Consider the following 26341-nt stretch of genomic DNA (forward strand, 5'->3'; position numbering starts at 1 on the left):
CGGAGACGGGGCCATGGCAGACACGGTCAGCACTGCGGGCGCACCGGCGCTGTTTGGCGCCAGGAATTATCCGGCGGCGCTCGAATGGGCGGCGCGGCGCGCGGAAGCCTTCGTCATACCGCTCGCGGCGCTGATCGTCGGCATGGCGCTGTTCAGCGTGTTCATCGCGCTGGTCGGCAAATCGCCGGTGCAACTCTACGAGACGATGTGGCGCGGCGGCTTCGGCTCGTGGTTCTCGATCCAGAACTCGCTGTCGCGGGCAGCACCGCTTTTACTGGCAGCGCTCTGCGTGGCGCTGCCGGCACGGCTCGGGCTCGTCGTGATCGGCGGCGAAGGCGCCATCGTGCTGGGCGGCGTTGCCGCCGCCGCCATCGGCGTCGCGGCGAATGGCGCGCCGGCTTTTCTGGTCATCCTGCTGATGGGCGCGGCGGGCGTGGTCGCCGGCGGCATCTGGATCGGTGCCGTCGGCGCACTCCGCCACTACCGCGCCGTCAACGAAACCATCTCCAGCCTGCTGATGGCCTATATCGCCATCGCGCTGATGAACCATCTTGTCGAAGGGCCGCTGCGCGATCCGGCCTCGCTCAACAAACCCTCGACCGAGCCGCTGGCGGATGCCTACCGAATCGGCAACATTCCCGGCATGGACGTGCACTGGGGCCTCGTCGTCGGTATTCTCGCCTGCGTCCTGTCCTGGCTGCTGATCGAAAAGACGCGTTGGGGGTTTGCCGCCCGCATCGCCGGCGGCAATGTCAGGGCGGCCCAGGTGCAAGGGCTTGCCGTCGGGCCGCTGATCGTCGGCTTCACCGGGCTGGCCGGCGGCTTTGCCGGGCTGGCCGGCATGCTGGAGGTCGGCGCCGTGCAAGGCAGCGCCAACGCCTCGCTCGCCGCCGGTTACGGCTATACCGGCATCCTCGTCGCCTTCCTCGCCCGCCACAATCCGCTCGCCATCATCCCGGTCGCTTTCCTGCTCGGCGGCATCGGCGCTTCGGGCGGGCTGATCCAGCGCCGCATGGATCTGCCCGACGCCACAGTGCTGGTGCTGCAAGGCATGCTCTTCGTGGTCATCCTGTTCAGCGAAACCTTTTACGGCCGCTTCAAGGTCTTCAATCCCGATCTGTGGAAGAGGGGCTCCTGATGGACGCGACCGAGATCGGCCTGTGGGGCGTGCCGCTCGCCATTCTCGGCGGCGCCATCCGCGTTTCGACGCCGTTCATCTTCGTCTCGCTCGGCGAAGCCATTACCGAACGTTCCGGCCGCATCAATCTCGGCCTCGAAGGCACGCTGGTCTTCGGCGCAATGACCGCCTATGCCGTCGCTGTGATGACCGGCTCGCCATGGCTCGGCCTGCTGGCCGCCGCCGGTGCCGGTCTTTGCTTCGGCCTGTTCCATGGCTGGATCTGCAAATTCCGTGGCGTTAACGACATCGCCATCGGTATCGCGCTGATGCTGTTCGGCTCGGGTCTCGCCTTCTTCTTCGGCAAGCCGTTCATCCAGCCCTCGGCGCCAGACCTGCCGGCCATCGCCTTCGGTGGCTGGTCGAACATTCCGCAGGTGCAGGCAGCGCTCAACGTCAATGTGCTGTTCCTCATCGGGGCGGCACTTGCCGTGTTCCTGTGGTGGGCTTTCCGCAACACCCGCGCCGGGCTGATCGTGCGAGTCGTCGGCGACAGCTCCGATGCGGCGCGCGCCATGGGCCTCAATCCGAACACCGTGCGCCTGCTTGCGACAGGCGTCGGCGGTGCGCTCGCCGGCATCGGCGGCGCCTATCTGTCGCTCTATTATCCCGGCAGCTGGACCGAACGCATCTCATCGGGGCAGGGGCTCATGGCGGTGGCGCTGGTCATCTTCGCGCGCTGGAACCCGCTCGGCTGCTTTGCCGCGGCTCTGTTGTTCGGCGGTGCCGGCGCGCTAGGCCCGGCACTGCAATCGGTCGGGGTGACGCAGGGCTACTATCTCTTTTACGCCGCACCTTACATCCTCACGCTCATCATCATGATCGCCACCTCGTCCCCGAGCCGCTCGCTTGCCGGCGCGCCGGGCGAATTGTCGATTACCAAATGACTGGAGTTTTCCCGATGAACGCCAGAGCCGAGATCACCCAGCGCTACATCGATGCCGATCCCTATCCATGGCCCTATAATGGCGAGCTACGGCCCGACAATACGGCGCTGATCATCATCGACATGCAGACCGATTTCTGTGGGCCGGGCGGCTATGTCGATCATATGGGCTACGATCTTTCGCTGATGCGGGCGCCGATCGGGCCGATCAAGTCGGTGCTCGCAGCCATGCGTGCCAAGGGCTACACCATCATCCACACGCGCGAGGGCCACCGGCCCGATCTCGCCGACCTGCCGGCCAACAAGCGCTGGCGCTCGCGCCGCATCAATGCCGGCATCGGCGACCCCGGACCTTGCGGTCGCATCCTGGTGCGCGGCGAACCCGGCTGGGACATCATCCCCGACCTCTATCCGGCGGCGGGCGAACCGATCATCGACAAGCCGGGCAAGGGCTCGTTCTGCGCCACCGACCTGGAACTGATCCTGCGCCAGCGCGGCATCGAAAACATCGTGCTGACCGGCATCACCACCGATGTCTGCGTCCACACGACGATGCGCGAGGCCAATGATCGCGGCTTCGAATGCGTCATGCTGGAGGATTGCTGCGGCGCAACCGACTACGGCAACCATCTTGCCGCGATCAAGATGATCAAGATGCAGGGCGGCGTGTTCGGCGCGGTGTCGAACTCGGCATCCTTCGTCGCGCAACTGCCGTGAGGGGGCGATCTTGAGCGGAGCCAAGAAACCCGTCGGCGTCGAGACCATCGGCATGACCATGCGCTTCGGCGCCTTCATCGCGCTGGACGACGTCTCGATCAAGGTGCCGGCGGGATCGTTCCATGCGCTGCTCGGCGAAAACGGCGCCGGCAAGTCGACGCTGGTCAAATGCATGATGGGTTTTTACCATCCGACCGCCGGCGACATGCTGGTTGATAGCCGCGAGGTCGCGATCGCCAGTCCGAAGGATGCCTCGGCATTGGGGCTCGGCATGGTCTACCAGCATTTCACGCTCGTCCCGTCGCTGACCGGCGCGGAAAACCTGGTCATTTCGCGCGAGAAGGTGCCCGGCGTCATCGACTGGCGCAAGGAGCGCGCCGCACTTGCGCAATTCATGCAGCGTATGCCGTTCAAGCTGCCGCTCGACGTCAAGGTGGCGGAACTTGCGGCCGGCGAGAAGCAGAAGCTCGAAATCATCAAGCAGCTCTATCTCGGCCGCAGTTTCCTGGTGCTCGACGAGCCGACTTCGGTGCTCACTCCCGGCGAGGCGCAGGAAGTGCTTGGCCTGGTGCGCGACATGACCAGGACCGGCGACCTAACCGTGCTGATGATCTCGCATAAATTCCACGAGGTGACGGCCTTTGCTGACGACATCACCGTGCTGCGCAAGGGCAGGCTGACCGGAACCGGCAAAGTCTCGGAGCTTTCGCACAAAAAGATGGCGGCGATGATGATCGGCGACCAACCGATTGCAGCACTCGACAGCCGCGCTCCGGTGCCGGCCGGCGCCAAGCAGGTGCTGACGGTAAAGTCGCTGAAGGCGCCCGACCGCACCGGCTTGAAAACCATCGACATCGGCGAGCTCGATGTGAAGTCCGGTGAGATCGTCGGCGTCGCCGGCATCTCCGGCAACGGCCAGAAGGAGTTTCTCGAAGTCCTTGCCGGACAGCGGGCGCGCAATGGCGGCGACGTTCTGGTGAAAGGCTCGCCCTATGGCGCCAGCCGCAGCGAGGCGCGCACGCTCAATGTCCGCTTCATTCCGGAGGAGCCGTTGCGCAATGCCTGCGCGCCGAAGATGACGGTGGCGGAAAACATGGCCTTCCGGACCTTCGACCTCAACGAGGCCGGCAAGCCGATCAACTGGATCAGGACGAGCGCGATCAGGGACTATGCGGCCCATCTGGTCGAACAGTTCAAGGTCAAGACGGCCTCGCTCGCTTCGCCGATTTCGTCGCTGTCGGGCGGCAATGTGCAGCGCGCGGTGCTGGCGCGGGAACTGACCGGCGACGTCGACTTGCTCATCGTGTCGAATCCCTGCTTCGGCCTCGACTTCTCCGCCGTCGCCGAAATCCGCGCCCGCATCATGAAGGCACGCAATGCCGGGGCGGCGGTGCTTCTGATGTCGGAGGACCTCGATGAGCTGCTCGAGCTCTCCGACCGCATCTTTGTCATGTCCGACGGCGCGCTGGTCTACGAGACGCCGATCGCGCAGGCGAGCGTGCAGACGATCGGCGAGCACATGGCGGGACATCACTGATGGCGGAGATCGAGGCGCTGCCGTTTCCGTTTGCCTTCAGGCCTGAGGCGATGGCGCTGGTCGTCATCGACATGCAGCGTGATTTCGCCGAACCCGGCGGCTTCGGCGCCAGCCTCGGCAACGACGTCAGCCGGGTCACGGCGATCGTGCCGACAGTGAAAAGGCTGATCGACGGATTTCGCGCGGCCGGCCTGCCGGTGATCCACACGATGGAGTGCCACAAGGCAGATCTTTCGGATCTGCCGCCGGCCAAGCGCAATCGCGGCAATCCGTCGATCCGGATCGGCGATGTCGGTCCAATGGGTCGCGTGCTGATCGTCGGCGAGCCGGGAACGGCGATCCTCGATGAACTTGCCCCATTGCCAGGCGAAATCGTCATCGAAAAGCCGGGCAAGGGCGCGTTCTATGCCACCAGCTTCGGCGACGACCTGAAGCGGCTTGGCGCACAGCAACTCGTCTTTGCCGGGGTAACGACGGAGGTCTGCGTGCAGACCACGATGCGCGAGGCCAACGACCGCGGATATGAATGCCTGCTGGCGGAGGATGCCACTGAGAGCTACTTCGCCGAGTTCAAGGCGGCTACCCTTGCCATGATCAGGGCTCAGGGCGCCATCGTCGGCTGGACGGCGACGACGGACCAGGTGCTCGAGGGAATTTCCAATGCCTAACCTTGCCTTTGCCGGCCTCCTCAATGGTGGATGGCGTGATCTCCCATTCGAGCATTTCCGCGAAGGCATCACGGTGCATTGGCTGCTCAAGGGTAGGCCGATGGAACCGTCGGTCGCGATCCTGAACTACCGGCCCGGCGCCGCGGTGCCGCGTCACCGCCATGCCGGACTGGAAACGATCGTCGTGCTGGAAGGCACCCAGAGCGACGAGAATGGCGATCATGCCTCAGGCAGCGTGATCCTAAACCTAGTCGGAACCGAGCATTCGGTGTGGACGAAGGATGGCTGCGTCGTGCTTATCCAGTGGAACCTGCCGGTAGTCATTCTGGACGAGGCCAAATGAGCGACATACGTTTCGACATAGCGAGCCTGCACGCTGCCTATCGGGCCGGCGTCAGCATCGGCGAGATGATCGATGCGGTCCATGCGCGGCTCGCGGCGGCCGACGACCCGGGCATCTTCATCCATCTGGCGAGCAGAGCGGAGATGCTTGCCGAAGCGGAAAGGCTCGGCCCATTCGATCCGGTGGCAAAGCCGCTGTGGGGCGTGCCATTCGCGGTCAAGGACAACATCGATGTTGCCGGCATGCCGACGACGGCGGCTTGCGCGGAATATGCCTACTTGCCGGCGAAAGACGCCACCGTCGTGGCGCGGCTCAAGGCCGCTGGCGCGCTGGTCGTCGGCAAGACCAATCTCGACCAGTTTGCTACCGGCCTGGTCGGTGTGCGCACGCCCTATCCGATCCCGAGGAATGCGATCGACCCGAAACTGGTGCCGGGCGGTTCCTCGTGCGGCTCGGCCGTGGCGACGGCGCGCGGCATCGTCTCGTTCGCGCTCGGCACCGACACCGCCGGTTCGGGGCGCATACCCGCCGGCCTCAACAACATCGTCGGGCTGAAGCCGAGCGTCGGCTCGCTATCAGCCGCCGGCGTCGTGCCGGCCTGCCGCACGCTCGATTGCGTCTCGGTCTTCGCGCTCACCGTCGACGACGCCTACCACGTGTTCAAGGTCGCGGCGGCAAAGGACGGCGCCGATCCCTATTCGCGTGACCTCGGCATCCAACCGCTTACCGCGTGCCCGCCGGTGCTGACGGTCGGCGTGCCGGCCAGGGCCGACTGGACCTTCTTCGGCGACGAGGCGATGCAGGCGGGTTTCGAGGCCGCCCTTGCCTCGCTGGAGAGGCTGGGCTGCAGGCTGGTCGAAATCCCCTTCGACGATTTCTACGCCACCGCCAACCTGCTTTACGAAGGCGCCTGGGTGGCCGAGCGTTATGCCGCGATCAGGGACTTCATGGAAGCCAACGAGGCCGCCATGCATCCGGTGACGCGGCAGATCATCGGCGGCGCGCGAAAGCTTTCCGCAGCGGACGCCTTCAACGGGCTCTATGCCTTGCAGGCCTACAAGGCCAGGCTTGCGCCGGTCATCGCCTCGGTCGACCTATTCTGTGTGCCGACCGCGCCGACGCATTACACGGTTGAAGCGGTGTTGGCTAACCCCATCGTCACCAACAGCCGGCTCGGCACCTACACCAATTTCGTCAACCTGCTCGACATGTGCGGCATCGCCGTGCCGAGCGGAACCCGCAGCGACGGTCTGCCGATGAGCGTCACCTTGCTTGCCGCGGCGGGCAAGGACCACCTGACGGCCTCGCTTGCTCGCGATATCCATGCGGCAAGCGGCCTTGCGCTGGGCGCTACAGGCTGGCCGCTGCCGCAGCGTGGCGATCCTCGCGTGGACGTGGACGAAGGCACGATCGAACTGGCCGTGGTCGGCGCGCATCTATCGGGGATGGCGCTGAACGGCCAGTTGCAGCAGCTCGGCGCGATTTTCGCCCGGGCTGCGAGAACGGCGCCGCTCTATCGGCTTTACGCGCTCGCCGGCCAGTCGGTGCCGCGGCCGGGGCTCGAGCGGATCTGCAATGGCAAGGGGGCAGCGATCGAGGTTGAAGTCTGGCGGCTGTCGCCGCAAGCCTTCGGCCGCTTTGTTGCCGCGATCCCGCCGCCGCTCGGCATCGGGACGCTTCTGCTCGACGACGGAACTTCGCCGAAAGGCTTCCTCGTCGAAAGTGCCGGCCTTACCAATGCAGAGGAGATTTCGCATTTCGGCGGCTGGCGCAATTTTATTTCGGCTCAGCTGCAGCGGAGCTGACGCTATCACTCGACCTTTTGCCGGAACTTCGAGTGGCAGCTCGAGCAATCCTGCAAGATGAGATGCAGGAGGTGCTCCGCCGGCAATTTGGCAGGATCGGCTTCCCCTAGCCCCGGCCGCTTGCCAAGCAGGCTGCCGCCGCCCATCGCCAGGCCGGAACCCATTCTCATGTCGTCGGTGATATGCGGTGGTGCCCGCTCGGCGTCGGAAGCCAGGGCGCCGGCCAGCGTTCCGATGTGGCGAGCCAGCCCTTCGAACTCCGCGCGGGCGGGGTCGATATCCGGCTTGGCGCCTGAAGGTGCACCCAACGTCGCACTGGGGAATTCGGCAATCAAGGCAGGGCCGGTGCGGGCGCGGATTGTCTCGGCCGCCGCCTTGAAAGCCGCGGCGTCATAGGCCTGCTTGCCGTCGAACATCCCGGCGATCGCCTTTGCCGCCGCGGCCATTTCCTTCATCGAGGCCTGGCGAGCCTCGATGACCGCATCACGGCTCGAATGGGCGGCAGCGAGCACGACAGAGACGCAGGCAAGCGACAGCACCGTTACAGCGGCTGCGAGCCTCACTGGGCCACGCCTTGTCCCGCCAACTCGTCGATGATCGGGCAATCCGGCCGCTCGTCACCGTGGCAGTGACTGACCAGATGGTGGAGCAAGCCGCGCAATCCGACCAGTTCGGCGATCTTCCTGTCGATCTCCACCAGTTTGGCTTTCGCGATCGCCTTCACGTCGGCGCTGTCACGTTCCCTGTCTTGGTACAGCGACAGCAGCTGGCGGCATTCGTCGACCGAAAACCCCAGGCTTCGCGAGCGCTGCAGGAACCGCAGCCGGTGGATATCGGCCGTCGAGTAATCGCGATAGCCATTGTCTGTCCGGGCCGGATGCAAGAGCCCAATATCCTCATAGTAACGGATCGTCTTGGCCGGCAGGCCGGATTTCTCGGATGCGACGCCGATGTTCATGGTGGAAAATCTCCTTTGTGGGGGAAATAGACCTTCCAGTAGATGGAAGGTCAACATGATGTGGCGATTTTGGATGCCCGATGCAACCGCCCGTCGGCTCCAACCGTTTGCCTGCCAACAGCCATACTGAACCTTCGGGAAGAAATCAGTTTTCGAAAACGTTTATCGAACAGCGCTCAAAACCCGGCGTCCGACACCGGGTGCCGATGAGCAAGGACCCTCCGGCGGCACGCTACACCGTGCATACGCCGAGGAGACAGAATATGCCGGTCAAAGCGTATATCAACCGGATCGCGACGGCGGTGCCGGAGCACGAGGTTCATCAATTCTACCTGCGTTTCGCGGCCTCCATGCTCGCGGCCAATCGCCGGAGACTCTTCGAACGCATGGCCGATCTTGCCGGCATCGAGCACCGCTATTCCTGCTTTGCGCCGGCGTCCGACCCTGAAGGACCGTCTGCCGACCTGGCCGGGACCTTCATCCGGGGCGCCTTTCCCGGAACCGCCATGAGAATGGCTATGTTCGACGATGCCGCACCTGTTCTGGCGCAAAAGGGCATCGACGGATTGCAGCTTGGCGACGACGCTTCCCGCATCACCCATCTCATCGTCACCACCTGCACCGGTTTTTCGGCGCCGGGCATCGACCTCGAGCTGGTTGCGCGTTGCGGGCTGCCGGATACGGTTGAACGCACGATGATCGGCTTCATGGGTTGCTACGCGGCGATCAACGGTCTCAAGCTGGCGCACCACATCGTCCGCTCGGACCCGCAAGCCAAGGTCCTGCTGGTCAATATCGAACTCTGCACGATGCATCTGCGCCAAACCACCGAGTTGGAAAAGCTGCTGTCGTTCTGCCTCTGGGGCGATGGCTGTGCGGCCACGCTCGTCACCGCCGAGCCAGCCGGCATCGAGCTCGACAGCTTTCACTGTCTAGTGGCGAGGGAGCGGCGGGATCTGATGCGCTGGAATATTCGCGATCACGGCTTCGAAATGGTTCTTTCCGGCCAGGTGCCGGCGGCGATTCATGAAGCGTTGCGGAACAACCAGGCCGCCATCCTCGGCAGCCGGCCGACCGAGGCGATCGACCTATGGGCCGTGCACCCGGGTGGACGTTCGGTTCTCGACGCCGTCGAAAGGGCCTTGAAACTGGAACCCACCGCGCTGGAACCATCGCGCGAGGTGTTGCGCCGGTATGGGAACATGTCGTCTGCGACCGTCATGTTCGTGATGAAAGAGATGCTGAAGGCGCCACCCGGCCTGCTCGGCTGCGGCATGTCGTTCGGGCCGGGATTGACGGCCGAAACCATGCTCTTTCGAACGGTGTCATGAGCGGCCTGGAGCATCGGCAGCTTGCGCCGGAAATCCTCGACGGACTTGCGGCCGACGATCCGCGAGCGCTGACCGCGCGTCGCGACCTTCGGCGCATCAACATGCTGATGTTTCAGGTGCCGATCATGACGTCGTTGCTGAAGAGGTTTGTGCCAAAATCGCCACGCCGCATCCTGGAGATCGGCGCCGGCGATGGCTCCTTCATGCTCGCGGTGGCGCGGCGCATGGCCAGGCATTGGCCTGGGGTCGAACTGGTAATGCTCGACCGCGTCGACCTCGTCACTGCGCAATTGCGCGGTGATTTTGACAGGTTGGGATGGAAGGCCGAAGGCGTCACCGCCGATGTCTTCGACTGGGCAGAAAAGATCGAGGGCGCACGGTTCGACGCCGTCACCGTCAATCTGTTCCTGCATCACCTCGATGATGCACAGCTCATGCATCTGTTTTCGCTGATTAGGCCGAAAGCCCCGTTGCTCCTGGCGACAGAGCCGTTGCGGGCGAAACTGGCGCTGACCGCGACCCATCTTCTCCCGGCAATCGGCGCCAACGACGTCACACGGAACGACGCGGCGCAAAGCGTGCGTGCCGGCTTTCGCGGTAGCGAGCTTTCCGGCCTCTGGCTTGCGGCCAGCGGCAAGCCGGTCGAGGAGCGGCGCGCCGGCCTCTTCTCCCATATCTTCGTCGGCGCCAGTGCCGGCAGCGACTCATGACGCGATTGTCGACTCATGACGCGATCGTCATCGGTGCCGGCCCGGCGGGCACCTCCGTCGCGCTCACGCTGGCCCGGCGCGGATGGGCGGTGGCAATTGTGGAAAAGACCGAGTTCCCGCGCCGCAAGGTCTGCGGCGAATATATCTCGGCAAGCAATCTTGCGCTTCTCGACCGGCTGGAGATCGGCGACGCCTGGCGTGCCAATGCCGGCCCCGAAATCCGCCGCGTCGGCTTGTTTTCCGGCGAGACCTGCGTCGAGGCGGCAATGCCACGTGCAGGAGCTGGGCCACGTGCAAAAGATGGCTTCGGCCGGGCGCTCGGCCGGGACATTCTCGATTCCCTGCTTTTGCTGGCGGCACGCTCGGCGGGTGTCGAAATCTTTCAGCCCTGCCGCGCCGTCGCTATCGAGCGGGATGGCGAGATGCAAAGGGTGCGAATTCAAGCCGGGGACGAAACGGCGATGTTGCGTGCGCCGGTGATTGTCGCCGCACACGGCTCCTGGGACCCGGGACCACTGCCCAGCCAGCCCGCAAAGGCCAATCGCCCGTCGGACCTGCTCGGCTTCAAGGCGCATTTCACCGGGTCGTCGCTCGTGCCGGATTTAATGCCTCTGCTGGCCTTCCCCGGCGGCTATGGCGGCATGGTCTCGGCGGATCATGGCCGGTTGTCGATCTCGTGCTGCATCCGCCGCGATATGCTCGCGCGGTTACGCAAACAACATGGCCCCAAACACCGGAGCCATGTGTCGGCCGCCGATGCGGTCTCCCGCCATCTCGTGGACTCATGCCGGGGCGTGAGAGACGCCCTGGAACCGGCGCTTCTCGACGGTCCGTGGCTTGCCGCAGGTCCGATCCGGCCGGGAATTCGCTCCTGCTACGAAGGGGACATCTTCCGCGTCGGCAACGCAGCCGGAGAGTCTCATCCTGTCATCGCCGAGGGCATCTCGATGGCGCTGCAGTCCGGCTGGCTGCTGGCCTGCGAACTCGCATCCGCGCCAAGTGGCCGGGCAGGGCGCGAGGCCGCCGCCAGACGCTATGAGGCGGCCTGGAAAAGACTGTTCTCGACACGGGTCTACGCTGCCGCGGCCCTCGCCGGAATTGCCCTTCGCCCGGGCAGCGCTACCGTGATGGCGGCGATCGTCCGGAATTTCCCGCAGGCACTGACACTGGGCGCGCAACTGAGCGGCAAGACCAAGCCGGTTCCCGGCTTTGCCTGACGAGGGGTGGGGCGTCGTGCTGCCCTGGTCGCCTTACATGCCACGGCGGCAACCGGCGGCAACATGGGCCCTTCTGTTGGGAATTTGCTACCGTATGGTCGTAGGCGCCCTACGGGCTTCAGGTTCGCAGGTATTTGACCAGCGCTGCAATCGCGAGCAAGAGGGCGACGAACACCAGGACCCAGACGAGCGCCATGCCGCCCATCATCCACGTACCCATTGGACCATTCATCATTGCAATCACCTTTACGGTCAGTGAAGGCCCGCCTTCGTCGGTAAGCATCGGCGACTGCGAAGGCAATTAGCTCGCCGTGGAATTCGGTCAAGACGACCAGGAAACCGATCGGCCGCCCGTCGCCTTGTCCCGCTAACCGGAAGTGTCCTGTCCTTGCCGTCTCACATACCTCCGCCGCAGCCGTCCGAGAGATCCCAGACGTCGACGACCTGCTTGCCGGTGAAACCGTGCTCGCGGATCAGGAACTTCGCCAATCCGCCATACACTTTCCAGCGCCAGCATTGGCAGCAGCAAGGGCCTTTCTCGTTGGAATTAGCCATCGCATAGTCATAGGCCTGCTGCTCGTCGCCGGAGAGTTTCACATCGTAGTAGGGCATCATCTTCTGTGCGATGCCGGCCGGAATATCGTACGGATCGCTTGGAATCATCGCGATCTCGCGGTACCTGGCCAGGCCGCTCACCTGCTCGGCATAGCGCTTCGTCTCCATAGGGCTGCAGCACGAGCCCGTGATCCGCGACATCGCCGGCATGGTCGCAATCGACTCCGTGAACTTGGCCGAACACGTGCTGTTGCCGTTCTGGCTGAGATATTTGAAACGGCGCACCAGATCGGAATCCTCCGCGGCGATCGCCAAATCCGGCCCCTTGAGCAAGCCGACGACCGCAGCGACGCCAAAGGCGCTGCCCAGAACAACCGTCCGGCGGGTTGGATAGCATATCCGGCTCATTTGCTTTTCCTCGCCTGCTCGATCAGTTTCTTCATCGTTGCGAGGTCGGTCGCGCCGGGGAAAATCTGCTCGCCAACGACGAAGCTTGGCGTTCCGCTGATCTTCAGCGCCTGGGCCAGTTGCGTATTCCGGTCGATCGACGCCTGGATATCGGGCCGCTGCATGTCGGTCTTCAGTTTAGCCACGTCGAGCCCGACGTCGGCAGCCACCTTCAGCACGACCGCTTCGGTCACCCGCGTCTTCACCGCATACAAGGCCTTGTGGAATGCCATGTATTTGCCCTGGCGCATTGCGGCGAGAGCCGCCTTGGAAGCAAATACGGAATCCGTGCTGAGGATCGGGAATTCCTTGTAGACGATCTTGAGCTGCGGATCGTCGGCCACGGCTTGCGCCATGATCGGCGCAACCTGCCGGCAATAGGGGCAGTTGTAGTCAAAGAACTCGACCATGGTGACGTCGCCTTCGGCGTTGCCGCCGACTGGGCTCGCCGGGTCCCGGAAGATATCGTCGGCCTTCGCCACCAGGGCGGCTTTCGCCTCTTTTGCCGCAGCCTCGCGCTGGCGGGCATCGAGGCTCTGCAGCGCCTCCATGACGACCTCGGGATGCGCGAGGATATAGTCGTGGATGCGCTGGTCGAACTGGTCCTGGGACATCTCGACGGCGGCGATCGCCTGGTCGTGGAGACCGAGCGCGAGCCAGACCGTCGCACCGGCCAGGACGAAGGCACGGGCCATTTTGCCGATGGCTCCGGGCAATGGATTGGACTTGTGGATCACAGGGTTCTCCTTCCCTCTGTTTCGCCGGACCGCCGGCATGTGAATGGTGCCTCAGAATATGCCCTTGATCTTCGCCCACCATCCCGTTTCCGGCTCATGGTGCGGGCGCTCGACATTGTTGGTGAGCGCATTGACGAAGGTGACGAGATTGACCGCAGCGAAATTCAGGCCATGGAAATTCGCCCGCCAGCGGCCCTCCTTGTCGATCACATGGGTGACGGTGCCGTGCATCTGATAACCATCATCCGTCAGCGTGAACTTGTGGCCGAAGGCCTCCGCCAGTCTGCGGGTCGCATCTTCCGGCTGATCCGCCGTCGTGGTCAGGAACAGCCAATTGACGGGGTCGAGCCCGTGCGCCGGCCCGTATTTGCTGAGCACGTCCGGCGTGTCCCTGGCAGGGTCGGTGGTGATGGTCACAAAGGTGACCTGGCCCTTCATCGGCGTGCCGTTCACCATTTTCTGGACTTCGGCGATCTTCTCGGCGTGCAGGGGGCACACATCCGGGCACGATGTGTAGATGAAGTGGAGGACGACCACCTTGCCGCGCAGGTCTGCCGTTCGCACGACACGCCCATCGGCGGTGCGCAGCGTGAAATCAGGTGCCGGCTTGTCGATCGTCTGGAAATATTTCTCGTCGCCCTCAAGCATGGCGTCGATTTCGTCGAGTGAGTGGGCTTGGGCCTGATACGAAAAGCCCACGGCCAGCGCCGCAATGGCAATTACGCCCAGCAGCAAACACCTCCACTCGTTCAAAGCCGTTGCGACGCAGCGAGCCTTCAACCCGGACATATCTGTTCCTTTCTCACTCGGCGGCGATGCGGCTGCGGATGAAGTCGACCATGTCGGGCGCGTCCCATTCGGCCGGCCCAATCAGCCGGCCGATCTCCTTGCCATCGCGATTGATCAGCAGGGTTGCCGGAAGACCGACGGAGCCGATGGCGAACATGGCCTTGCCCGAGGCATCGATGTTGAGGGCGAGGTGCTTGATGCCGATCTCGGCAAAGAACTTCTTCACAATCTCAGGACCGGCACGGTCCATGGACAGCGCGACGACCTCGAAATCCGGACCGCCGAGTTTGGCCTGCAGCCGATCGAGCGTCGGCATCTCCTTGCGGCAGGGCGCGCACCATGTCGCCCAGACGTTGAGCAGCACGACCTTGCCGTGGAAATCCGCAAGCGTTTTCGGCTTGCCATTGCCGTCCTTGAAGCTGATTTCCGGCACGGGGACAGGCGCCTCGTGAACGACAAAGTTCTGCGGCGGCTCAGCGGCTGATACCGGCAGCGAAAATGCCAGCAGCATGCCAATCAGGACCATGGCCAGTTTGCTCACAACAGCCTCACTCGGTCGCGTAGACGGTGGGTGCCTTGCCGTCCTTGGTGAAGGCGTAGACGACAAAGGGGCCTTGCTTCTCACCACCCATGCCTGGAGCGCCCGTCGGCATGCCGGCCAGCGTTATGCCGGTGATGGCCGGGCGTTCGGTCAAAAGCTTCTTGACGATCTCGACCGGCACCAGGCCATCGACGACATAGCCGTCGACCATCAGCGTGTGGCAGCCTTCGAGGTCGGCCGGCACGCCGGCATCGCTGCTGATCTGAGAGAGATTGTTGACCGGCTTGATGTCGACCTTGAAGCCGTTGTGCTCGAGATAGTTGGCATAGGATTCGCAGCAGCTGCATTGCGGGTTCTTGTACATCACGGCGTTGATCGTGGCGGCGAAGGCGGGCAGCGGCGTTGCGATCAGCAGGGACAGTGCGGCTAGGCGGTAGGTCAGTTTCATTGCAGTTCTCCTTGGTTGGATAAAGCTTTCAGGTCACGCGGAACACTGTCATCAGGCCGGCCATCTGGTGATCGGCGACATGGCAGTGCAGCATCCAGTCACCGGGATTGTCGGCAACGAAGGCGCATTCGATCGTGTCCTTGGGGGCGAGCAGCACCGTGTCCTGCCATTGCCGGTGCGGTACCGGCGAGCCGTTGCGCGAAAGCACCGACAGGCTGAAGCCGTGGACGTGCATGGGATGCCACCAGGCGGTTTCGTTGCGGATGGTGAGACGGCAGGTGGCGCCGCGCGACAGCGTGAACTGCGGCGCCATTCCAGCGTGGCCGTCGCCGGTCATCGACATGCCGTTGATTGCCCAGGCGGCGCCGTTCATGCCGGGCATCGCCATGCCCATCATGCCGCCGACGCCGGCCAGCTTGCCGCCGCCCATCATGCCACCCTGCAGGACGATTTCATGCCGTTCGGCCTTGGCCAGGTCGGGGGCCGGCAGCGGATTGGCCGGCAGGCGAAGCGGCGCATCGAGAGGATGGTCGCGCAGCGCTCCGGCGTCATAGGCGAGCGTGGTCAGGGTGTAGGCGAGGCCATCGTAGTAATCGTCGATCACCGCATGCCGGCTGCCTGGGTCGCCCTGCAGGTCGAGTACGACATCAATGCGCATGGCGGGCGCAAGCACCAAGCGTCCGCCCTCCGGCTCATGCGGGTCGCAGGGCTGGCCGTCGATGGCGACGATGATCGGACGGTGGCCTTCGAAACGCAAAGCCATCATGCGAGCGAGTGACGCATTGGCCAGCCGCAACCTGACGCGCTCGCCGGCCTTCACGGTCAGGTCGGCCGGCGGTGCACCGTTGACGGTGACGACATTGCCGACACGGCCCGACATCGCCGCATCCATCATGTTGCCGAAGCCGGCAGCGATTTGCCCATCCTTGGTGAGCCGCCAGTCCTGCAGCAGCCATAGAAGCTCGCGGTCGACCGCGACCGGTTCGGCTTCCTCGACGATGAGTACGCCGGCCAGCCCGCGGCCGAGCTGCACGAGGCTGTCGGCATGCGGATGGTACCAGAAGGTGCCGGCATCGGGCGGGGTGAACTCGTACACGAAATTTTCGCCCGGCCTGATCGGCGGTTGGGTCAATCCCGGCACGCCATCCATGGCGTTTGCCAAGCGGATGCCATGCCAGTGAACCGTGGTGTCCTCGTCCAGTCCGTTCTCGACGATGATGCGAGCGGGCTGCCCCTGGCGCAAGCGCAGTGTCGGGCCTGGGACCGTGCCATCATAGGCCCATACCGGAGTGCGCGGACCATCGGGGCCGGTGAGCCGTGCCTGGCCTGGCGCCACCCTGATCCGGTGTTCGCCGGTAGCCAGCGCCAGTGCAGGGCGGATCGCTGCGGAGGCGGCAATGCTCGCCGCCGCAAACAGGAATTTGCGGCGCGTTATGAACGGACTTGAAACGGAATTCACCCTTGTGACCCTTGCGGTAACCGACGGCGAACATCGCGACATCGATTGCATTGCTGCCGCGCCCGTTGCGCAGTACGCGCAACCGGGCGATCAAACGCCGCCAATCAGCCGCGGAACGGCAGAAACGGCGTCAGACGAGAGCGCTGGGTCTTGGAGGGAATGGCTCGGGCAGTAGACTTCGCCCGTGCAGGAACGCGGCGGGAAGCGCCGGCGGCAGCTCGGCCCGCAGCAGTCCCGTCATGGGGAGAGCTTCCGGCAGCACCGCCAGAACCGGTGCGACGCAGGTCGGCGCACATTGCATCGATTTGTCATTGTCGGCCGAGTTCTTGAGGCACGCGTTGCAGTCGCCGCCCTTGGCATCGGCCATCTTGGCCATATCGGCGTCGGTGGTGCCGGTATCTGTGGCCATGATCATGCGGCTGTCGATCGCCATCCTCGCCGACATGACGGCAGCCTGAGCGGCGGACAGGCTGAACCCGGCGGTCACGAGGAACGCGAGCAGCATGACCAGGAGGCGTTTTGGCGACAGGCGTGCCATCATCCGCTCAGGTTGACTGCAAAGTGCGGCTTTTGCAAGCTCCGCATGCCGCGACATCGGCGCTGGTGCGAGTTCTGGTCCGGCAAATCAATGGTGAGGACCCTCCCATTGATCGTGGTCTGACAGCACCTCGATAACACGGCATTCGCAGACTTTCCCTTGCCGGCAGCCCTCAACCATCAGCTCCAGCTCAATCTTCAATGCGGTAAGGCTGCGTATTCGCTGGACGACCTCGGCCAGACGGGCTTGGGCGATGGCGTCGGCGGTTCCACATGGCTGATTGGGATTATCCTGCAACGTCAGCAGCGTCCTGATAGCCTCGATCTCGAACCCAAGCTCGCGCGCGTGCCTGATGAAGGCGAGCCGGCGCAAGTCGGCCGCTTCATAATGCCGGCGATTGGCTTCGCTGCGGGCAGGCGCTGGAAGCAAATCGATCTGCTCATAGTAGCGGATGGTTGGAACCTTCACGCCGCTGCGTCGGGCTGCTTCACCGATGGTCACACCTGCTGACATTTTTTCGCTTGCTCCTCTAGTCACTAGAGGATGTAGCGTCGCGATCGAAGACGCAAGAGGTTCACCATGGCTGCGACCAAACAACAGACCCGCTACCGCGTGGAAGGCATGGATTGCGCCAGCTGTGCCAGCAAAATCGATACCCTCGTGCGGCGGATGCCTGGTGTGCAGGATGTTAGCGTATCCGTTTCGGTAGGCACTCTGACGGTCATTCATACTCCCGAAAGCAATCTTGACGCGATCGCGAGGAAAGTCACCGGCCTCGGCTACGCTGTTGCTCCGCTGACCGCCAAGTCTGGAGCGCCGGCCTCCGATCAATTGGCCGACCATGACCACAGAACGCACAGTCACGACAAGAAATTAGCGGGATTGCATGGCAACAATGATGCGCCGATGTCGGGGCCATGGTGGAACAGCGCCAAGGGCCGCCTGACCATCGCCAGCGGCGTCGCACTGGCGGTGGCTTTCGCGGTTCATGACGCCTGGCCCGCGACCGGCCCATGGGCCTTCATCGCCGCCATGCTGCTCGGCCTGGTGCCGATCGCGCGCCGAGCGGTCATGGCCGCAGTCGCCGGCATTCCGTTCACAATCGAAATGCTGATGACCGTGGCGGCCGCCGGCGCCGTAATCATCGGCGCCGGCGAGGAAGCGGCGACGGTGGTCCTCCTGTTCCTAATCGGCGAATTACTGGAAGGGGTGGCCGCTGGGAAGGCACGTTCTAGCATCCAGGCGCTCACCACACTGGTTCCCAAGACGGCGCTAGTCGAAGTGGATGGGACGAGCCGCGAGGTGCCGGCCGAAAGTCTGTCCGTAGGGGACATCATTCTGGTGCGGCCCGGTGATCGGATTCCGGCTGATGGCGAGATCACCGAGGGTGACAGCGCCATTGATGAATCGCCTGTGTCGGGTGAAAGCGTCCCGGTTCGTAAAGTAGTTGGCGACACGGTTTTTGCCGGCACTATCAACGGCGACGGCGTGCTGCGCGTCAAGGTGACGGCGGCCGCCGCCGACAACACGATTGCACGGGTCGTCAAGCTGGTCGAGGAGGCGCAGGAAAGCAAGGCGCCCACCGAGCGCTTCATCGACCGTTTCTCGCGCTGGTACATGACCGGCGTGGTCGCCGTCGCGGCGCTCGTGGCGATCACGCCACCGCTGCTCGTTGGCGGCGATTGGAACGAATGGATTTACAAAGGTCTGGCGCTGCTGCTCATCGGCTGTCCGTGCGCGCTGGTCATTTCTGTGCCGGCGGCAATTGCGGCGTCGCTTTCGGCGGGCGCCCGGCGCGGCCTGCTGATGAAGGGCGGCGCGGTGCTGGAAGGGCTCGGCACCATCACTGCCGTGGCGCTCGACAAGACCGGCACGCTGACGCTCGGCAAGCCGCAGGTAACCGACGTGGTTGCAGTCGGCGCCAGTGAACGCGAGGTACTTTCCCTGGCGGCAGCGCTCGAGACCGGCTCCAGCCATCCGATGGCCCTGGCCATTCTGCAAAGGGCCAATGCTGACAAGGTTCCGGTGCCACCTGCTGCCGAGGCCAGGGCGATTGGCGGCAAGGGCGTCGTCGGTCGCGTCGGCGGCAAGAGCCTGTTTCTGGGCTCGCCGGCCGCTGCCGGCGAAAAGGCGCCGCTGCCAGCCGACCTGGCCGCACGCATCACGGCACTGAACGATGAAGGAAAATCGGTGTCGGTGCTGCTCATCGACGACGCTCTTGCCGGCTTCATCGCCATGCGCGACGAACCCCGGCCGGACGCGTTCGCCGGGCTGAAGGCGCTGAGTGACGCTGGTATCAAAACAGTCATGTTGACCGGTGACAACAAGCGCACCGCCGCAGCCATCGGCAAGCAACTCGGCATCGAGGTGCTCGCCGGATTGTTGCCGGAGGACAAGCAGCGCATCGTTGTCGAGTTGAACGGGCAGGGGCTCAGGGTCGCCAAGGTCGGAGATGGCATCAACGACGCGCCGGCACTTGCGGCGGCCGATCTCGGCATCGCCATGGGTGGCGGCACCGATGTGGCTCTTGAAACGGCTGACGCAGCAGTGCTGCATGGACGCGTCGGCGACGTCGCCGCCATGATCAGGCTGTCCCAAGCAACCATGGCCAACATCAAACAGAACATCACCATGGCATTGGGGCTGAAGGCAGTGTTCCTGGTGACGACGATCGCCGGCATCACCGGCCTGTGGCCCGCCATCCTCGCCGACACCGGGGCGACGGTCCTGGTGACAGCCAATGCCATGCGGCTGTTGCGCTGGAAGAGCAGCTGGTAAGAGCATCAACGGCATCACATCAGGACAGGCAATGCAGCAAGCTATTACGTCGGACGGCCTTCGCCGGGTGGTGCTTGTCGTCGCACTGCTGAACCTCGGTTATTTCGGCATTGAATTCGCCGTGGCGCTGGCGATCGGCTCGGTATCGCTGTTCGCCGACAGCGTCGATTTTCTGGAAGATGCCTCGGTCAATCTCCTCATACTGCTCGCCATGGGATGGTCGCTGCGTGCTCGCTCGCGCGTTGGCATGGCGCTGGCGCTTATCCTGCTGGTGCCGGGCCTGGCGACGCTGTGGACCGCGTGGGAAAAGTTCAACATGCCGGTGCCGCCGCAGCCAACGGCCCTGACGCTGGCGGGGTTGGGCGCCTTGGCGGTCAACCTGTCATGCGCCTACATGCTGGCGCGCTACCGCCATCACAGCGGCAGTCTTACCAGGGCGGCATTCCTCTCGGCCCGCAACGATGCGGTCGCCAACATTGCGATCATACTGGCCGGGTTGGTGACCGCCTTCCTATGGCGCTCGGCATGGCCGGATCTGATCGTTGGCCTGGGAATTGCGGCACTGAATGCAGACGCGGCGCGCGAGGTCTGGGAGGCAGCTCGGGAGGAGCACCGAGCCGTTTCGTGAATCCAAACGCTCAGCGCGCTGCCGGATTGCCAATCTGCCAATGCAGAGCGCCAATGTAGGCCCCCATACCGGCCGGCAGTCATCCAGAAACTTGCGTGATCTCTAATATAAACGCACACTTGCAAAGCGGACCGAGGGAGAAGCAGCCCACAAGCACGCACCTCATCAAAAGGCCCGCGTCCCGGACGAGGACGCGGGCCGGTTTTCGTTGGCACGTGCTAGGCAGGTATCAAGACGGCGATGCGGTGGATGCCGACCACCTTGCTGGTGTTGGCTGCCTCGTCGGTCTTGCCCTTGGAGCAGGTATACATATCACCTTCCTTGAGCTTGAATTGCTTGTCGGCTTTCTTGATCGTGAATTCACCGGCGGTAATGGTGCACACCATGTCGTTGTCCATCACCATTGCAGGAGCAGCTGCTCCCGGCTGAAAGACCACATCGACAATTGAGATGCTCTTGTAGGCGGGGATATCGGAATTGCCGGTGCCGACCTCAACCACCCTGACGCCGGGGGCTATTTCCTTGCCTTCCTTCGGGCCGTATTTCTTGACCTTTGCAGCTGCCGCCAGCGTGAACAAAGGCGTTACCGCGGCCGCCGTCACGCCGAGCGCGATTGCAGACCTGCGATTTATGGTTTTCATCGCATCCTCCCATTATATTGGCCACGCACCAATGCGCATGGTTGCAATATATTAGCACATATGCAGATAATTGCAGCACGGCGTTTGGGAGCTTCCGGGAGGGAACCGCCTCCCGGTCGAATGCGGCCGAACAATTCCATGCTATGCTGGCGAGCCATCAAACGGGCGACGGGGGATAGCAATGTTGGAAACGGACAAGGTGTTCGCTGGCTCGATTCCGGAAAACTACGACCGCTATATGGTGCCGTTGATTTTCGAGCCGTTCGCCGCTGATCTTGCACAACGAGCAGCGTCCTTGTCGCCAAGCGCCGTTCTGGAAACCGCCGCGGGCACCGGGGTTGTCACCCGCGCATTGGCGCCAAAGCTGTCCCCCGATGCAAGCTATGTCGTAACCGACCTCAACCAGCCGATGCTCGACTACGCCGCTTCGCGGCAAGCTCCCGACGATCGCATCAAATGGCGTCAGGCTGATGCTCTGGCGCTACCGTTCGAAAATGCGGCCTTCGATCTCGTTTGTTGTCAGTTCGGCGCGATGTTCTTTCCCAACCGCTCATCTGCCTACCGCGAAGCCCGGCGAGTCCTGAAACCCGGAGGACATTTTCTATTCAGCGTATGGGATCGCATCGAAGAGAATGTATTCGCGGACGATGTGACGAATGCTCTGGCGAGGATTTTTCCGAACGATCCGCCGCGCTTTCTGGCACGCACGCCGCATGGCTACCACGATACGGCACTGATCCGTAGCGAGCTGGAGGACGCAGGGTTTTCCGGTGTGGTGATCGAGACGAGGGCCGAACAAAGCCGTGCCTCCTCGCCGCGCCTTCCGGCCGTTGCTTATTGCCAGGGCACTCTCCTTCGCAACGAAATCGAGGCCAGAGAGGCGGGAAAACTGGACGCTGCAACCGACTACGCCGCAGCCGCGATTGCAGACAGGCATGGCAGCGGCGAGGTTGCTGCCAAAATCCAGGCTCACATAGTGGTGGCTGTGGTCTAGGTGTTGGATATCCCGTTCCGGCACTTCGCGACATTCAGCTGCCATGCAGCAAACGTCTTGCCGCTATCGCGAATTCCGAGATGATGACCGTTCGTTCGCCCGAGTGGCAGGTCGACAAATGCCAAGTCGACAATCGCCAGTTTGACCGATCGCCGGGGCCTGATGGCGGCGGCTGCCGGCCGCGCGATTCTGGGCGGCGTGGCTTCACTTTCGCAGCCATGGCCGACTCCGCCCAGCAAGGTCTAGTCATTTCGCTTTCTTGACTCGGCCGACAAAAACGGGCAGCAAAGTCGTCATTGGAGGGCAGTTTTGCCAACTATGCAGGTTTTGGAGGGCGTTTTTCGGTGTGACCGTCGCCCAATCGGCGGTCGGTAGAGGGATTGGTTAACCAACTTTGTCCATCTTTTGAATCAATCGGCAACAGACGCGAAGTGTGCTGGGGGCACCAGGCGAACTGTGAATGTCACGGCTGCGAAATCCGCTAGCCGGCATCGGCCGATTGAGAGTGGTTGAATGGCGTTTGTAAGTGCGAAAACCCGGGGTGACAGTCCTGCAACTGGATTGACTTCGATGAGGCCCGGCCTGCGCTGGGTCGCGGTTCCGGCCGTCGGCGCAGCCATTGCTTTATGGTCGGTGGCGACCTTGGCCGGCCTCTATTCGATGGGAACCTCGCTCACCGCCGCTTCCAACGGTCTTCCGCAAAGCCTGCTCGCGCCGCGCACCATCGCGCTCGCCGATCCTCGCCGCAGCCTTGCAAAGGCGCAGGCCCCGACATGGGCCGCGGCAAACGCAGCGCTGTCGGCCCAGCTGCTGCAGCATGGATGCGATGCGAACTGCCTGCGGTCGGCATCGAACTTCGTTCACCGGGGAAAATCGGCGCGTCTCAAGCGCAATAGCGTGCCGCTTGTCGCCAATGCGTCGCGGCAACCAAGCTTCGACGACGTGGTGGCCAAAGCCGCGCTGTCGCCGCAAAAGCTTGCCGCCGCCTTTGCCCGTGCCTCCTCCGGCTCACCCGTCATGCTCGCAAGCCTGCCGGCCGGCGCCCGGTTCGCCGAGCCGGTACGCATTCCCGACCCGAACGGCCCGGCATCGGTGCGCTTCGGGCCGGCGGTGGCGGAGATCGAACGTTCGTCGCGCCTGGCGCTGGCGTTGGCCAATACATTGCCGGAGCAGATGATCGACGTGCTCCCGGCAGCCGTCGCGGCAAGCGAGCCCGCAGTTTCACAAGAGCCGCAAGAACCTGAGGTCCAGTTGGCCTCGCTGCCGCCGCAAGACGACATGCCCGACAGCATTCCGCTGCCGACGCTGCGTCCGCGGGCGGTCATCGATCAGCCGGCCGAGGCGCCGCAGGCCCAAGCGCCGAAAGACCGGGCGCCCAAGGATCAGGCCTCAAAGGCCCAGGCAGCAAAAACGGAGCCGCCCCAGGCATCCAAGGCCCAGGCATCCAAGACCCAGGCAGCCAGGGCGAACAAGGTGCAGACGGCCGACGCTCCGCCGGCCGAGACGCAACCCGGCAGCCTGTCGCCTCGCAATTCGTCACAAGCGGCAGTGCCGGCGGTGTCGGGCAAGCCGGGCAAACGGTCGAAGACGCAGGGCGGCGACATGCTGGCCTATGCCAAGCCCGACATGCCTTCCGGCAGTCTCGGCGGGGCCTTCAGGAACCTGTTCACCACGCCCGGCATGGGCAGCGGCGTCGCCGTCTACGACATCTCGGCCAAGACTGTCTATATGCCCGACGGTTCGCGGCTGGAGGCACATTCGGGATACGGTTCGATGGTCGACCAGCCGCGCTACGTTCACAAGAAGAATGTCGGTCCGACGCCGCCCGACACCTACAATCTGACGCTGCGGGAATCGCGCTTCCATGGCGTCGAGGCACTGCGTCTCACCCCTACCAGCGGCAGCAACAAATATGGCCGCGACGGCCTGCTCGCCCACACCTACATGCTGCGCGGCGGCCGCGCCGAATCCAATGGCTGTGTCGTCTTCAAGGACTATGCCCGCTTCCTCGCCGCCTACAAGAAGGGCAAGATCAAGCGCCTCGTCGTGGTGCCGCGGCTGTCGAAGCCGCTGACACGCGTCGCCCAAGAGGGCCGCGGCGCTTAGACGGTTGCGGCGACGCACTACGAAAGCCGTTTTGTCGCGATCCTTCGCGCCCCCCTCTGTCCTGCCGGACATCTCCCCCAAAAGGGGGGAGATCGGACTTCGCGTTTGTCTGCCGTCATCCTGCAACGCTGGCGATTGGCGAAATCGCGGATAACAGCCAATCTCCCCACAAGTGGGGGAGATGTCCGGCAGGACAGAGGGGGGCGCTGTCCCGCCGGCATCGCTGGTTTTGCCGCGTGGACTTTCCCGCCCGATTTCCAACAGATTGTCAGCAGCCGGCCGCGAGACGGTTTTCATTCCCGGCCGAGGATATTATGACTGACCCGTAGGGGCGGCTCCAGCTTCAAACAATCAAGAGGACATCATGACAATACGCGCTGTCGTCTGGGGCGAGAATATTCATGAGCGGACCAACGAGGTGGTCGCGGGCATCTATCCCGAGGGCATGCATGCGACGATCGCCAATGCGCTGAAGCTCGACCCGGAGATTTCGGTGTCGTGGGCGACGCTGGAGCAGAAGGAGCATGGGCTGCCGGCCGACCGTCTGGCCGAGACCGATGTCTTGCTGTGGTGGGGGCACAAGGACCATGGCACCGTCGCCGACGAAGTGGTCGAGCGCGTGGCGCGCCGCGTCTGGGAGGGCATGGGGCTGATCGTTCTCCATTCCGGCCATTTCTCGAAGATTTTCAAGAAGCTGATGGGCACGCCCTGCACGCTGAAATGGCGCGAGGCGGGCGAGCGCGAACGGCTCTGGGTGACCAGTCCCAACCATCCGATTGCTGCCGGGATCGGCGAGTATTTCGAGCTCGAGAACGAGGAGATGTATGGCGAGCAGTTCGCCGTGCCGGAACCGCTCGAAACCGTCTTCATCTCCTGGTTCCAGGGCGGCGAAGTGTTCCGGTCGGGGCTGACCTATCGCCGCGGCGCCGGCAACATCTTCTATTTCAGGCCCGGCCACGAGACCTATCCGACCTATCACGACGCCAATGTCCAGAAGGTGCTGCGCAATGCGGTGAAATGGGCGCATAACCCGCAAGGCTCCAATCCGGCCATTCTCGATGCGCCGAACGTGCCGGTGGAAAAGGCGCTCGAGCCGATCGTCGAGCGCGGCGGAAAACTTCATTCCGCGGGCGAAGCCGGCTTTCGCTAGGCTACGATCCCGAACCGTTGGTTCGGGAAATCCATGATCAAACAAGAAGATAAAGCCCTGTCCTAAGGATAAAGAATCATGCGTCTGTTGATACTCGGTACCGGCTGGATGGCGGAGGAGCATGCCAGGCAGTTCGGCAAGATCGAGGGCGTCGAACTGATCGGCGCCGTCGATCTCGACCGTACGCGTGTCGACAAGTTTTCGGACATCTACGGTATCCCCAACCGGTTCGCGTCGCTGGACGAGGCGCTGGCATGGGGCAAGTTCGACGCGGTGGCGAACGTGACGCCCGATCGCATCCACCATCCGACCACCATGATGCTGATCGCGGCGGGCAAGCCGGTGCTGTGCGAGAAACCGCTGGCCGAAAATTACCAGAGGGCCAGTGAAATGGCCGATGCCGCCGAGCGGGCCGGCATCATCAACATGGTCAACCTGACCTATCGCAATGTCGCGCCGCTGCAGAGAGCGCGCGCCATGGTGCTGGCCGGCGAGATCGGCACGGTCAGGCATGTCGAGGCGTCCTATCTGCAGAGCTGGCTGGTGTCCAAGTTCTGGGGCGACTGGCGCACCGATCCGAAATGGCTGTGGCGGCTGTCGCGCGGCCACGGCTCCAATGGCGTGCTGGGCGACGTCGGCATCCATATCCTCGATTTCGCCAGCTATGGCGCGGCGCTCGACATCGACCATGTGTTCTGCCGGCTGAGATCCTTCGACAAGGCGCCCGGCAACCGGATCGGCGAGTACGGGCTCGACGCCAATGACAGTTTCACCATGTCGCTGGATTTCAGCAATGGCGCCTTCGGCGTCGTCCATGCCAGCCGCTGGGCGACCGGCCATTTGAACGAACTCCGCCTGCGCATCTACGGCGACAAGGGCGGCATCGAAGTCGTGCACAATCTGACCGGCTCGGAGCTGAAAACCTGCATCGGCGAAGACGTCGAGAACGCCAAATGGCAGGTTCTGGATGCCGGAACGGTGGCGACCAACTACCGGCGCTTCGTCGATGCAGTGCGCAACGGCGTCCAGGCCGAACCGTCATTTCGCCACGCGGCCGAATTGCAGAAGGTCCTCGACCTCGCCGTCGTCTCGGATGAGAAGCGGGCCGAATTGAGCACGCACGCGGATGCGCAATAGGCCTGGGTTCCTCGCGGCGGGGCGAGGGAGAGGTGGCCGCAAAG

At 63.7% G+C, this 26341-nt stretch carries 27 protein-coding genes; 16 read left to right on the forward strand and 11 right to left on the reverse strand.

Annotated features, from left to right (window positions below; translation table 11 throughout):
* Positions 1-13 precede the first annotated feature (13 nt).
* From NKH70_RS10145 to atzF, 7 genes are read left to right on the forward strand one after another with little or no spacing between them, the layout of a single operon-like run.
* Positions 14-1138: an ABC transporter permease gene (locus NKH70_RS10145; protein WP_352718128.1), complete on the forward strand. Its 1125-nt coding sequence runs from the start codon at positions 14-16 to the stop codon at positions 1136-1138.
* On the forward strand, positions 1138-2064 hold the full coding sequence (locus NKH70_RS10150; protein ID WP_352977316.1) for an ABC transporter permease: 927 nt from the start codon (positions 1138-1140) through the stop codon (positions 2062-2064). Before NKH70_RS10145 ends, NKH70_RS10150 begins: the two co-directional genes overlap by 1 nt.
* Positions 2065-2078: 14 nt before the next feature.
* Positions 2079-2780 (forward strand): biuret amidohydrolase, encoded by a 702-nt coding sequence (biuH, locus tag NKH70_RS10155; RefSeq protein ID WP_352977317.1) that lies wholly within the window; start codon positions 2079-2081, stop codon positions 2778-2780.
* A 52-nt stretch (positions 2781-2832) separates the two neighbouring features.
* On the forward strand, positions 2833-4317 hold the full coding sequence (locus tag NKH70_RS10160; protein WP_352977363.1) for an ABC transporter ATP-binding protein: 1485 nt from the start codon (positions 2833-2835) through the stop codon (positions 4315-4317).
* Positions 4317-4985 (forward strand): cysteine hydrolase family protein, encoded by a 669-nt coding sequence (locus NKH70_RS10165; protein ID WP_352977318.1) that lies wholly within the window; start codon positions 4317-4319, stop codon positions 4983-4985. Before NKH70_RS10160 ends, NKH70_RS10165 begins: the two co-directional genes overlap by 1 nt.
* Positions 4978-5328 carry a cupin domain-containing protein gene (locus NKH70_RS10170; protein WP_352977319.1) on the forward strand — a complete coding sequence of 117 codons (351 nt, stop codon included), beginning with the start codon at positions 4978-4980 and terminating at the stop codon, positions 5326-5328. The genes NKH70_RS10165 and NKH70_RS10170 overlap by 8 nt, the downstream gene beginning before the upstream one ends.
* A complete protein-coding gene (gene atzF / locus NKH70_RS10175) occupies positions 5325-7133 on the forward strand; it encodes an allophanate hydrolase (protein ID WP_352977320.1) in 1809 nt (602 codons plus the stop codon). Before NKH70_RS10170 ends, atzF begins: the two co-directional genes overlap by 4 nt.
* Positions 7134-7138: 5 nt before the next feature.
* Here atzF and NKH70_RS10180 read toward each other — a convergent pair whose 3' ends face one another.
* Both NKH70_RS10180 and cueR read right to left on the reverse strand, forming a co-directional pair.
* Entirely contained in the window at positions 7139-7696 is a 558-nt protein-coding gene (locus tag NKH70_RS10180; protein ID WP_353025192.1) for a cytochrome c, read from the reverse strand.
* Positions 7693-8091, reverse strand: coding sequence for a Cu(I)-responsive transcriptional regulator (gene cueR / locus NKH70_RS10185; RefSeq protein WP_254819466.1), 399 nt, complete (start codon positions 8089-8091; stop codon positions 7693-7695). Before cueR ends, NKH70_RS10180 begins: the two co-directional genes overlap by 4 nt.
* Before the next feature lie 263 nt (positions 8092-8354).
* Here cueR and NKH70_RS10190 point away from each other — a divergent pair, with 263 nt between their 5' ends.
* Genes NKH70_RS10190 through NKH70_RS10200 form a run of 3 tightly spaced genes read left to right on the forward strand, consistent with a single transcriptional unit; the run spans position 8355 to position 11349 of the window.
* The gene (locus tag NKH70_RS10190) at positions 8355-9422 is read left to right on the forward strand and encodes a type III polyketide synthase (RefSeq protein ID WP_352913860.1); all 1068 of its coding nucleotides are present in this window, start codon (positions 8355-8357) and stop codon (positions 9420-9422) included.
* Positions 9419-10132, forward strand: coding sequence for a methyltransferase domain-containing protein (locus NKH70_RS10195; protein WP_352913863.1), 714 nt, complete (start codon positions 9419-9421; stop codon positions 10130-10132). Before NKH70_RS10190 ends, NKH70_RS10195 begins: the two co-directional genes overlap by 4 nt.
* Positions 10129-11349, forward strand: a complete 1221-nt coding sequence (locus tag NKH70_RS10200; RefSeq protein WP_352913866.1) for an NAD(P)/FAD-dependent oxidoreductase — start codon at positions 10129-10131, stop codon at positions 11347-11349. The genes NKH70_RS10195 and NKH70_RS10200 overlap by 4 nt, the downstream gene beginning before the upstream one ends.
* 396 nt (positions 11350-11745) lie before the next feature.
* On the opposite strand, the gene NKH70_RS10205 is transcribed toward NKH70_RS10200, so the two are convergent.
* The 8 genes from NKH70_RS10205 to NKH70_RS10240 form a co-directional block, all read right to left on the reverse strand.
* Positions 11746-12312 carry a hypothetical protein gene (locus tag NKH70_RS10205; protein ID WP_352718150.1) on the reverse strand — a complete coding sequence of 189 codons (567 nt, stop codon included), beginning with the start codon at positions 12310-12312 and terminating at the stop codon, positions 11746-11748.
* Entirely contained in the window at positions 12309-13088 is a 780-nt protein-coding gene (locus NKH70_RS10210; RefSeq protein ID WP_352913870.1) for a DsbA family protein, read from the reverse strand. Before NKH70_RS10210 ends, NKH70_RS10205 begins: the two co-directional genes overlap by 4 nt.
* 51 nt (positions 13089-13139) lie before the next feature.
* A complete protein-coding gene (locus NKH70_RS10215; RefSeq protein ID WP_353025194.1) occupies positions 13140-13877 on the reverse strand; it encodes an SCO family protein in 738 nt (245 codons plus the stop codon).
* A 13-nt stretch (positions 13878-13890) separates the two neighbouring features.
* Positions 13891-14418, reverse strand: coding sequence for a TlpA family protein disulfide reductase (locus NKH70_RS10220; protein ID WP_352718156.1), 528 nt, complete (start codon positions 14416-14418; stop codon positions 13891-13893).
* A 7-nt stretch (positions 14419-14425) separates the two neighbouring features.
* The gene (locus NKH70_RS10225; RefSeq protein WP_023720628.1) at positions 14426-14866 is read right to left on the reverse strand and encodes a DUF411 domain-containing protein; all 441 of its coding nucleotides are present in this window, start codon (positions 14864-14866) and stop codon (positions 14426-14428) included.
* A 28-nt stretch (positions 14867-14894) separates the two neighbouring features.
* Positions 14895-16325 carry a multicopper oxidase family protein gene (locus NKH70_RS10230; RefSeq protein WP_353025195.1) on the reverse strand — a complete coding sequence of 477 codons (1431 nt, stop codon included), beginning with the start codon at positions 16323-16325 and terminating at the stop codon, positions 14895-14897.
* A 130-nt stretch (positions 16326-16455) separates the two neighbouring features.
* Positions 16456-16863 (reverse strand): hypothetical protein, encoded by a 408-nt coding sequence (locus NKH70_RS10235; RefSeq protein WP_352718161.1) that lies wholly within the window; start codon positions 16861-16863, stop codon positions 16456-16458.
* Between the two features lie 87 nt (positions 16864-16950).
* Positions 16951-17376, reverse strand: coding sequence for a MerR family transcriptional regulator (locus tag NKH70_RS10240; protein WP_352718284.1), 426 nt, complete (start codon positions 17374-17376; stop codon positions 16951-16953).
* Positions 17377-17442: 66 nt separating this feature from the next.
* On the opposite strand from NKH70_RS10240, the gene NKH70_RS10245 reads away from it, so the two are divergent.
* Positions 17443-19641, forward strand: coding sequence for a heavy metal translocating P-type ATPase (locus NKH70_RS10245; RefSeq protein WP_353025196.1), 2199 nt, complete (start codon positions 17443-17445; stop codon positions 19639-19641).
* Positions 19642-19672: 31 nt separating this feature from the next.
* On the forward strand, positions 19673-20269 hold the full coding sequence (locus tag NKH70_RS10250) for a cation efflux transmembrane domain-containing protein (RefSeq protein ID WP_023720625.1): 597 nt from the start codon (positions 19673-19675) through the stop codon (positions 20267-20269).
* 218 nt (positions 20270-20487) lie between these two features.
* On the opposite strand, the gene NKH70_RS10255 is transcribed toward NKH70_RS10250, so the two are convergent.
* Positions 20488-20910: a hypothetical protein gene (locus NKH70_RS10255; protein ID WP_292658873.1), complete on the reverse strand. Its 423-nt coding sequence runs from the start codon at positions 20908-20910 to the stop codon at positions 20488-20490.
* Positions 20911-21091: 181 nt separating this feature from the next.
* Here NKH70_RS10255 and NKH70_RS10260 point away from each other — a divergent pair, with 181 nt between their 5' ends.
* The 4 genes from NKH70_RS10260 to NKH70_RS10275 all read left to right on the forward strand — a co-directional run bounded on the left by NKH70_RS10260 (position 21092) and on the right by NKH70_RS10275 (position 26297).
* Entirely contained in the window at positions 21092-21904 is an 813-nt protein-coding gene (locus NKH70_RS10260) for a class I SAM-dependent methyltransferase (RefSeq protein ID WP_352718167.1), read from the forward strand.
* Between the two features lie 1728 nt (positions 21905-23632).
* A complete protein-coding gene (locus tag NKH70_RS35795; RefSeq protein ID WP_502908345.1) occupies positions 23633-24010 on the forward strand; it encodes a DUF2778 domain-containing protein in 378 nt (125 codons plus the stop codon).
* Positions 24011-24374: 364 nt separating this feature from the next.
* The gene (locus tag NKH70_RS10270) at positions 24375-25160 is read left to right on the forward strand and encodes a ThuA domain-containing protein (protein WP_352913894.1); all 786 of its coding nucleotides are present in this window, start codon (positions 24375-24377) and stop codon (positions 25158-25160) included.
* A gap of 78 nt (positions 25161-25238) precedes the next feature.
* On the forward strand, positions 25239-26297 hold the full coding sequence (locus NKH70_RS10275; protein WP_352977325.1) for a Gfo/Idh/MocA family protein: 1059 nt from the start codon (positions 25239-25241) through the stop codon (positions 26295-26297).
* The last annotated feature ends 44 nt before the right edge of the window (positions 26298-26341 follow it).

It is taken from the genome of Mesorhizobium sp. M0991, assembly GCF_040318915.1.
In the GTDB taxonomy this organism is placed as follows: domain Bacteria; phylum Pseudomonadota; class Alphaproteobacteria; order Rhizobiales; family Rhizobiaceae; genus Mesorhizobium.

Excerpts from the sequence above, each read along its gene's own strand:
- NKH70_RS10145 (WP_352718128.1), top strand. The coding sequence starts at position 14 with ATGGCAGACACGGTCAGCACTGCGGGCGCACCGGCGCTGTTTGGCGCC.
- NKH70_RS10150 (WP_352977316.1), top strand. The coding sequence starts at position 1,138 with ATGGACGCGACCGAGATCGGCCTGTGGGGCGTGCCGCTCGCCATTCTC.
- biuH (WP_352977317.1), top strand. The coding sequence starts at position 2,079 with ATGAACGCCAGAGCCGAGATCACCCAGCGCTACATCGATGCCGATCCC.
- NKH70_RS10160 (WP_352977363.1), top strand. The coding sequence starts at position 2,833 with ATGACCATGCGCTTCGGCGCCTTCATCGCGCTGGACGACGTCTCGATC.
- NKH70_RS10165 (WP_352977318.1), top strand. The coding sequence starts at position 4,317 with ATGGCGGAGATCGAGGCGCTGCCGTTTCCGTTTGCCTTCAGGCCTGAG.
- NKH70_RS10170 (WP_352977319.1), top strand. The coding sequence starts at position 4,978 with ATGCCTAACCTTGCCTTTGCCGGCCTCCTCAATGGTGGATGGCGTGAT.
- atzF (WP_352977320.1), top strand. The coding sequence starts at position 5,325 with ATGAGCGACATACGTTTCGACATAGCGAGCCTGCACGCTGCCTATCGG.
- cueR (WP_254819466.1), bottom strand. The coding sequence starts at position 8,091 with ATGAACATCGGCGTCGCATCCGAGAAATCCGGCCTGCCGGCCAAGACG.
- NKH70_RS10190 (WP_352913860.1), top strand. The coding sequence starts at position 8,355 with ATGCCGGTCAAAGCGTATATCAACCGGATCGCGACGGCGGTGCCGGAG.
- NKH70_RS10195 (WP_352913863.1), top strand. The coding sequence starts at position 9,419 with ATGAGCGGCCTGGAGCATCGGCAGCTTGCGCCGGAAATCCTCGACGGA.
- NKH70_RS10200 (WP_352913866.1), top strand. The coding sequence starts at position 10,129 with ATGACGCGATTGTCGACTCATGACGCGATCGTCATCGGTGCCGGCCCG.
- NKH70_RS10205 (WP_352718150.1), bottom strand. The coding sequence starts at position 12,312 with ATGAGCCGGATATGCTATCCAACCCGCCGGACGGTTGTTCTGGGCAGC.
- NKH70_RS10215 (WP_353025194.1), bottom strand. The coding sequence starts at position 13,877 with ATGTCCGGGTTGAAGGCTCGCTGCGTCGCAACGGCTTTGAACGAGTGG.
- NKH70_RS10225 (WP_023720628.1), bottom strand. The coding sequence starts at position 14,866 with ATGAAACTGACCTACCGCCTAGCCGCACTGTCCCTGCTGATCGCAACG.
- NKH70_RS10235 (WP_352718161.1), bottom strand. The coding sequence starts at position 16,863 with ATGGCACGCCTGTCGCCAAAACGCCTCCTGGTCATGCTGCTCGCGTTC.
- NKH70_RS10240 (WP_352718284.1), bottom strand. The coding sequence starts at position 17,376 with ATGTCAGCAGGTGTGACCATCGGTGAAGCAGCCCGACGCAGCGGCGTG.
- NKH70_RS10245 (WP_353025196.1), top strand. The coding sequence starts at position 17,443 with ATGGCTGCGACCAAACAACAGACCCGCTACCGCGTGGAAGGCATGGAT.
- NKH70_RS10250 (WP_023720625.1), top strand. The coding sequence starts at position 19,673 with ATGCAGCAAGCTATTACGTCGGACGGCCTTCGCCGGGTGGTGCTTGTC.
- NKH70_RS10255 (WP_292658873.1), bottom strand. The coding sequence starts at position 20,910 with ATGAAAACCATAAATCGCAGGTCTGCAATCGCGCTCGGCGTGACGGCG.
- NKH70_RS10260 (WP_352718167.1), top strand. The coding sequence starts at position 21,092 with ATGTTGGAAACGGACAAGGTGTTCGCTGGCTCGATTCCGGAAAACTAC.
- NKH70_RS35795 (WP_502908345.1), top strand. The coding sequence starts at position 23,633 with ATGCCCGACGGTTCGCGGCTGGAGGCACATTCGGGATACGGTTCGATG.
- NKH70_RS10270 (WP_352913894.1), top strand. The coding sequence starts at position 24,375 with ATGACAATACGCGCTGTCGTCTGGGGCGAGAATATTCATGAGCGGACC.
- NKH70_RS10275 (WP_352977325.1), top strand. The coding sequence starts at position 25,239 with ATGCGTCTGTTGATACTCGGTACCGGCTGGATGGCGGAGGAGCATGCC.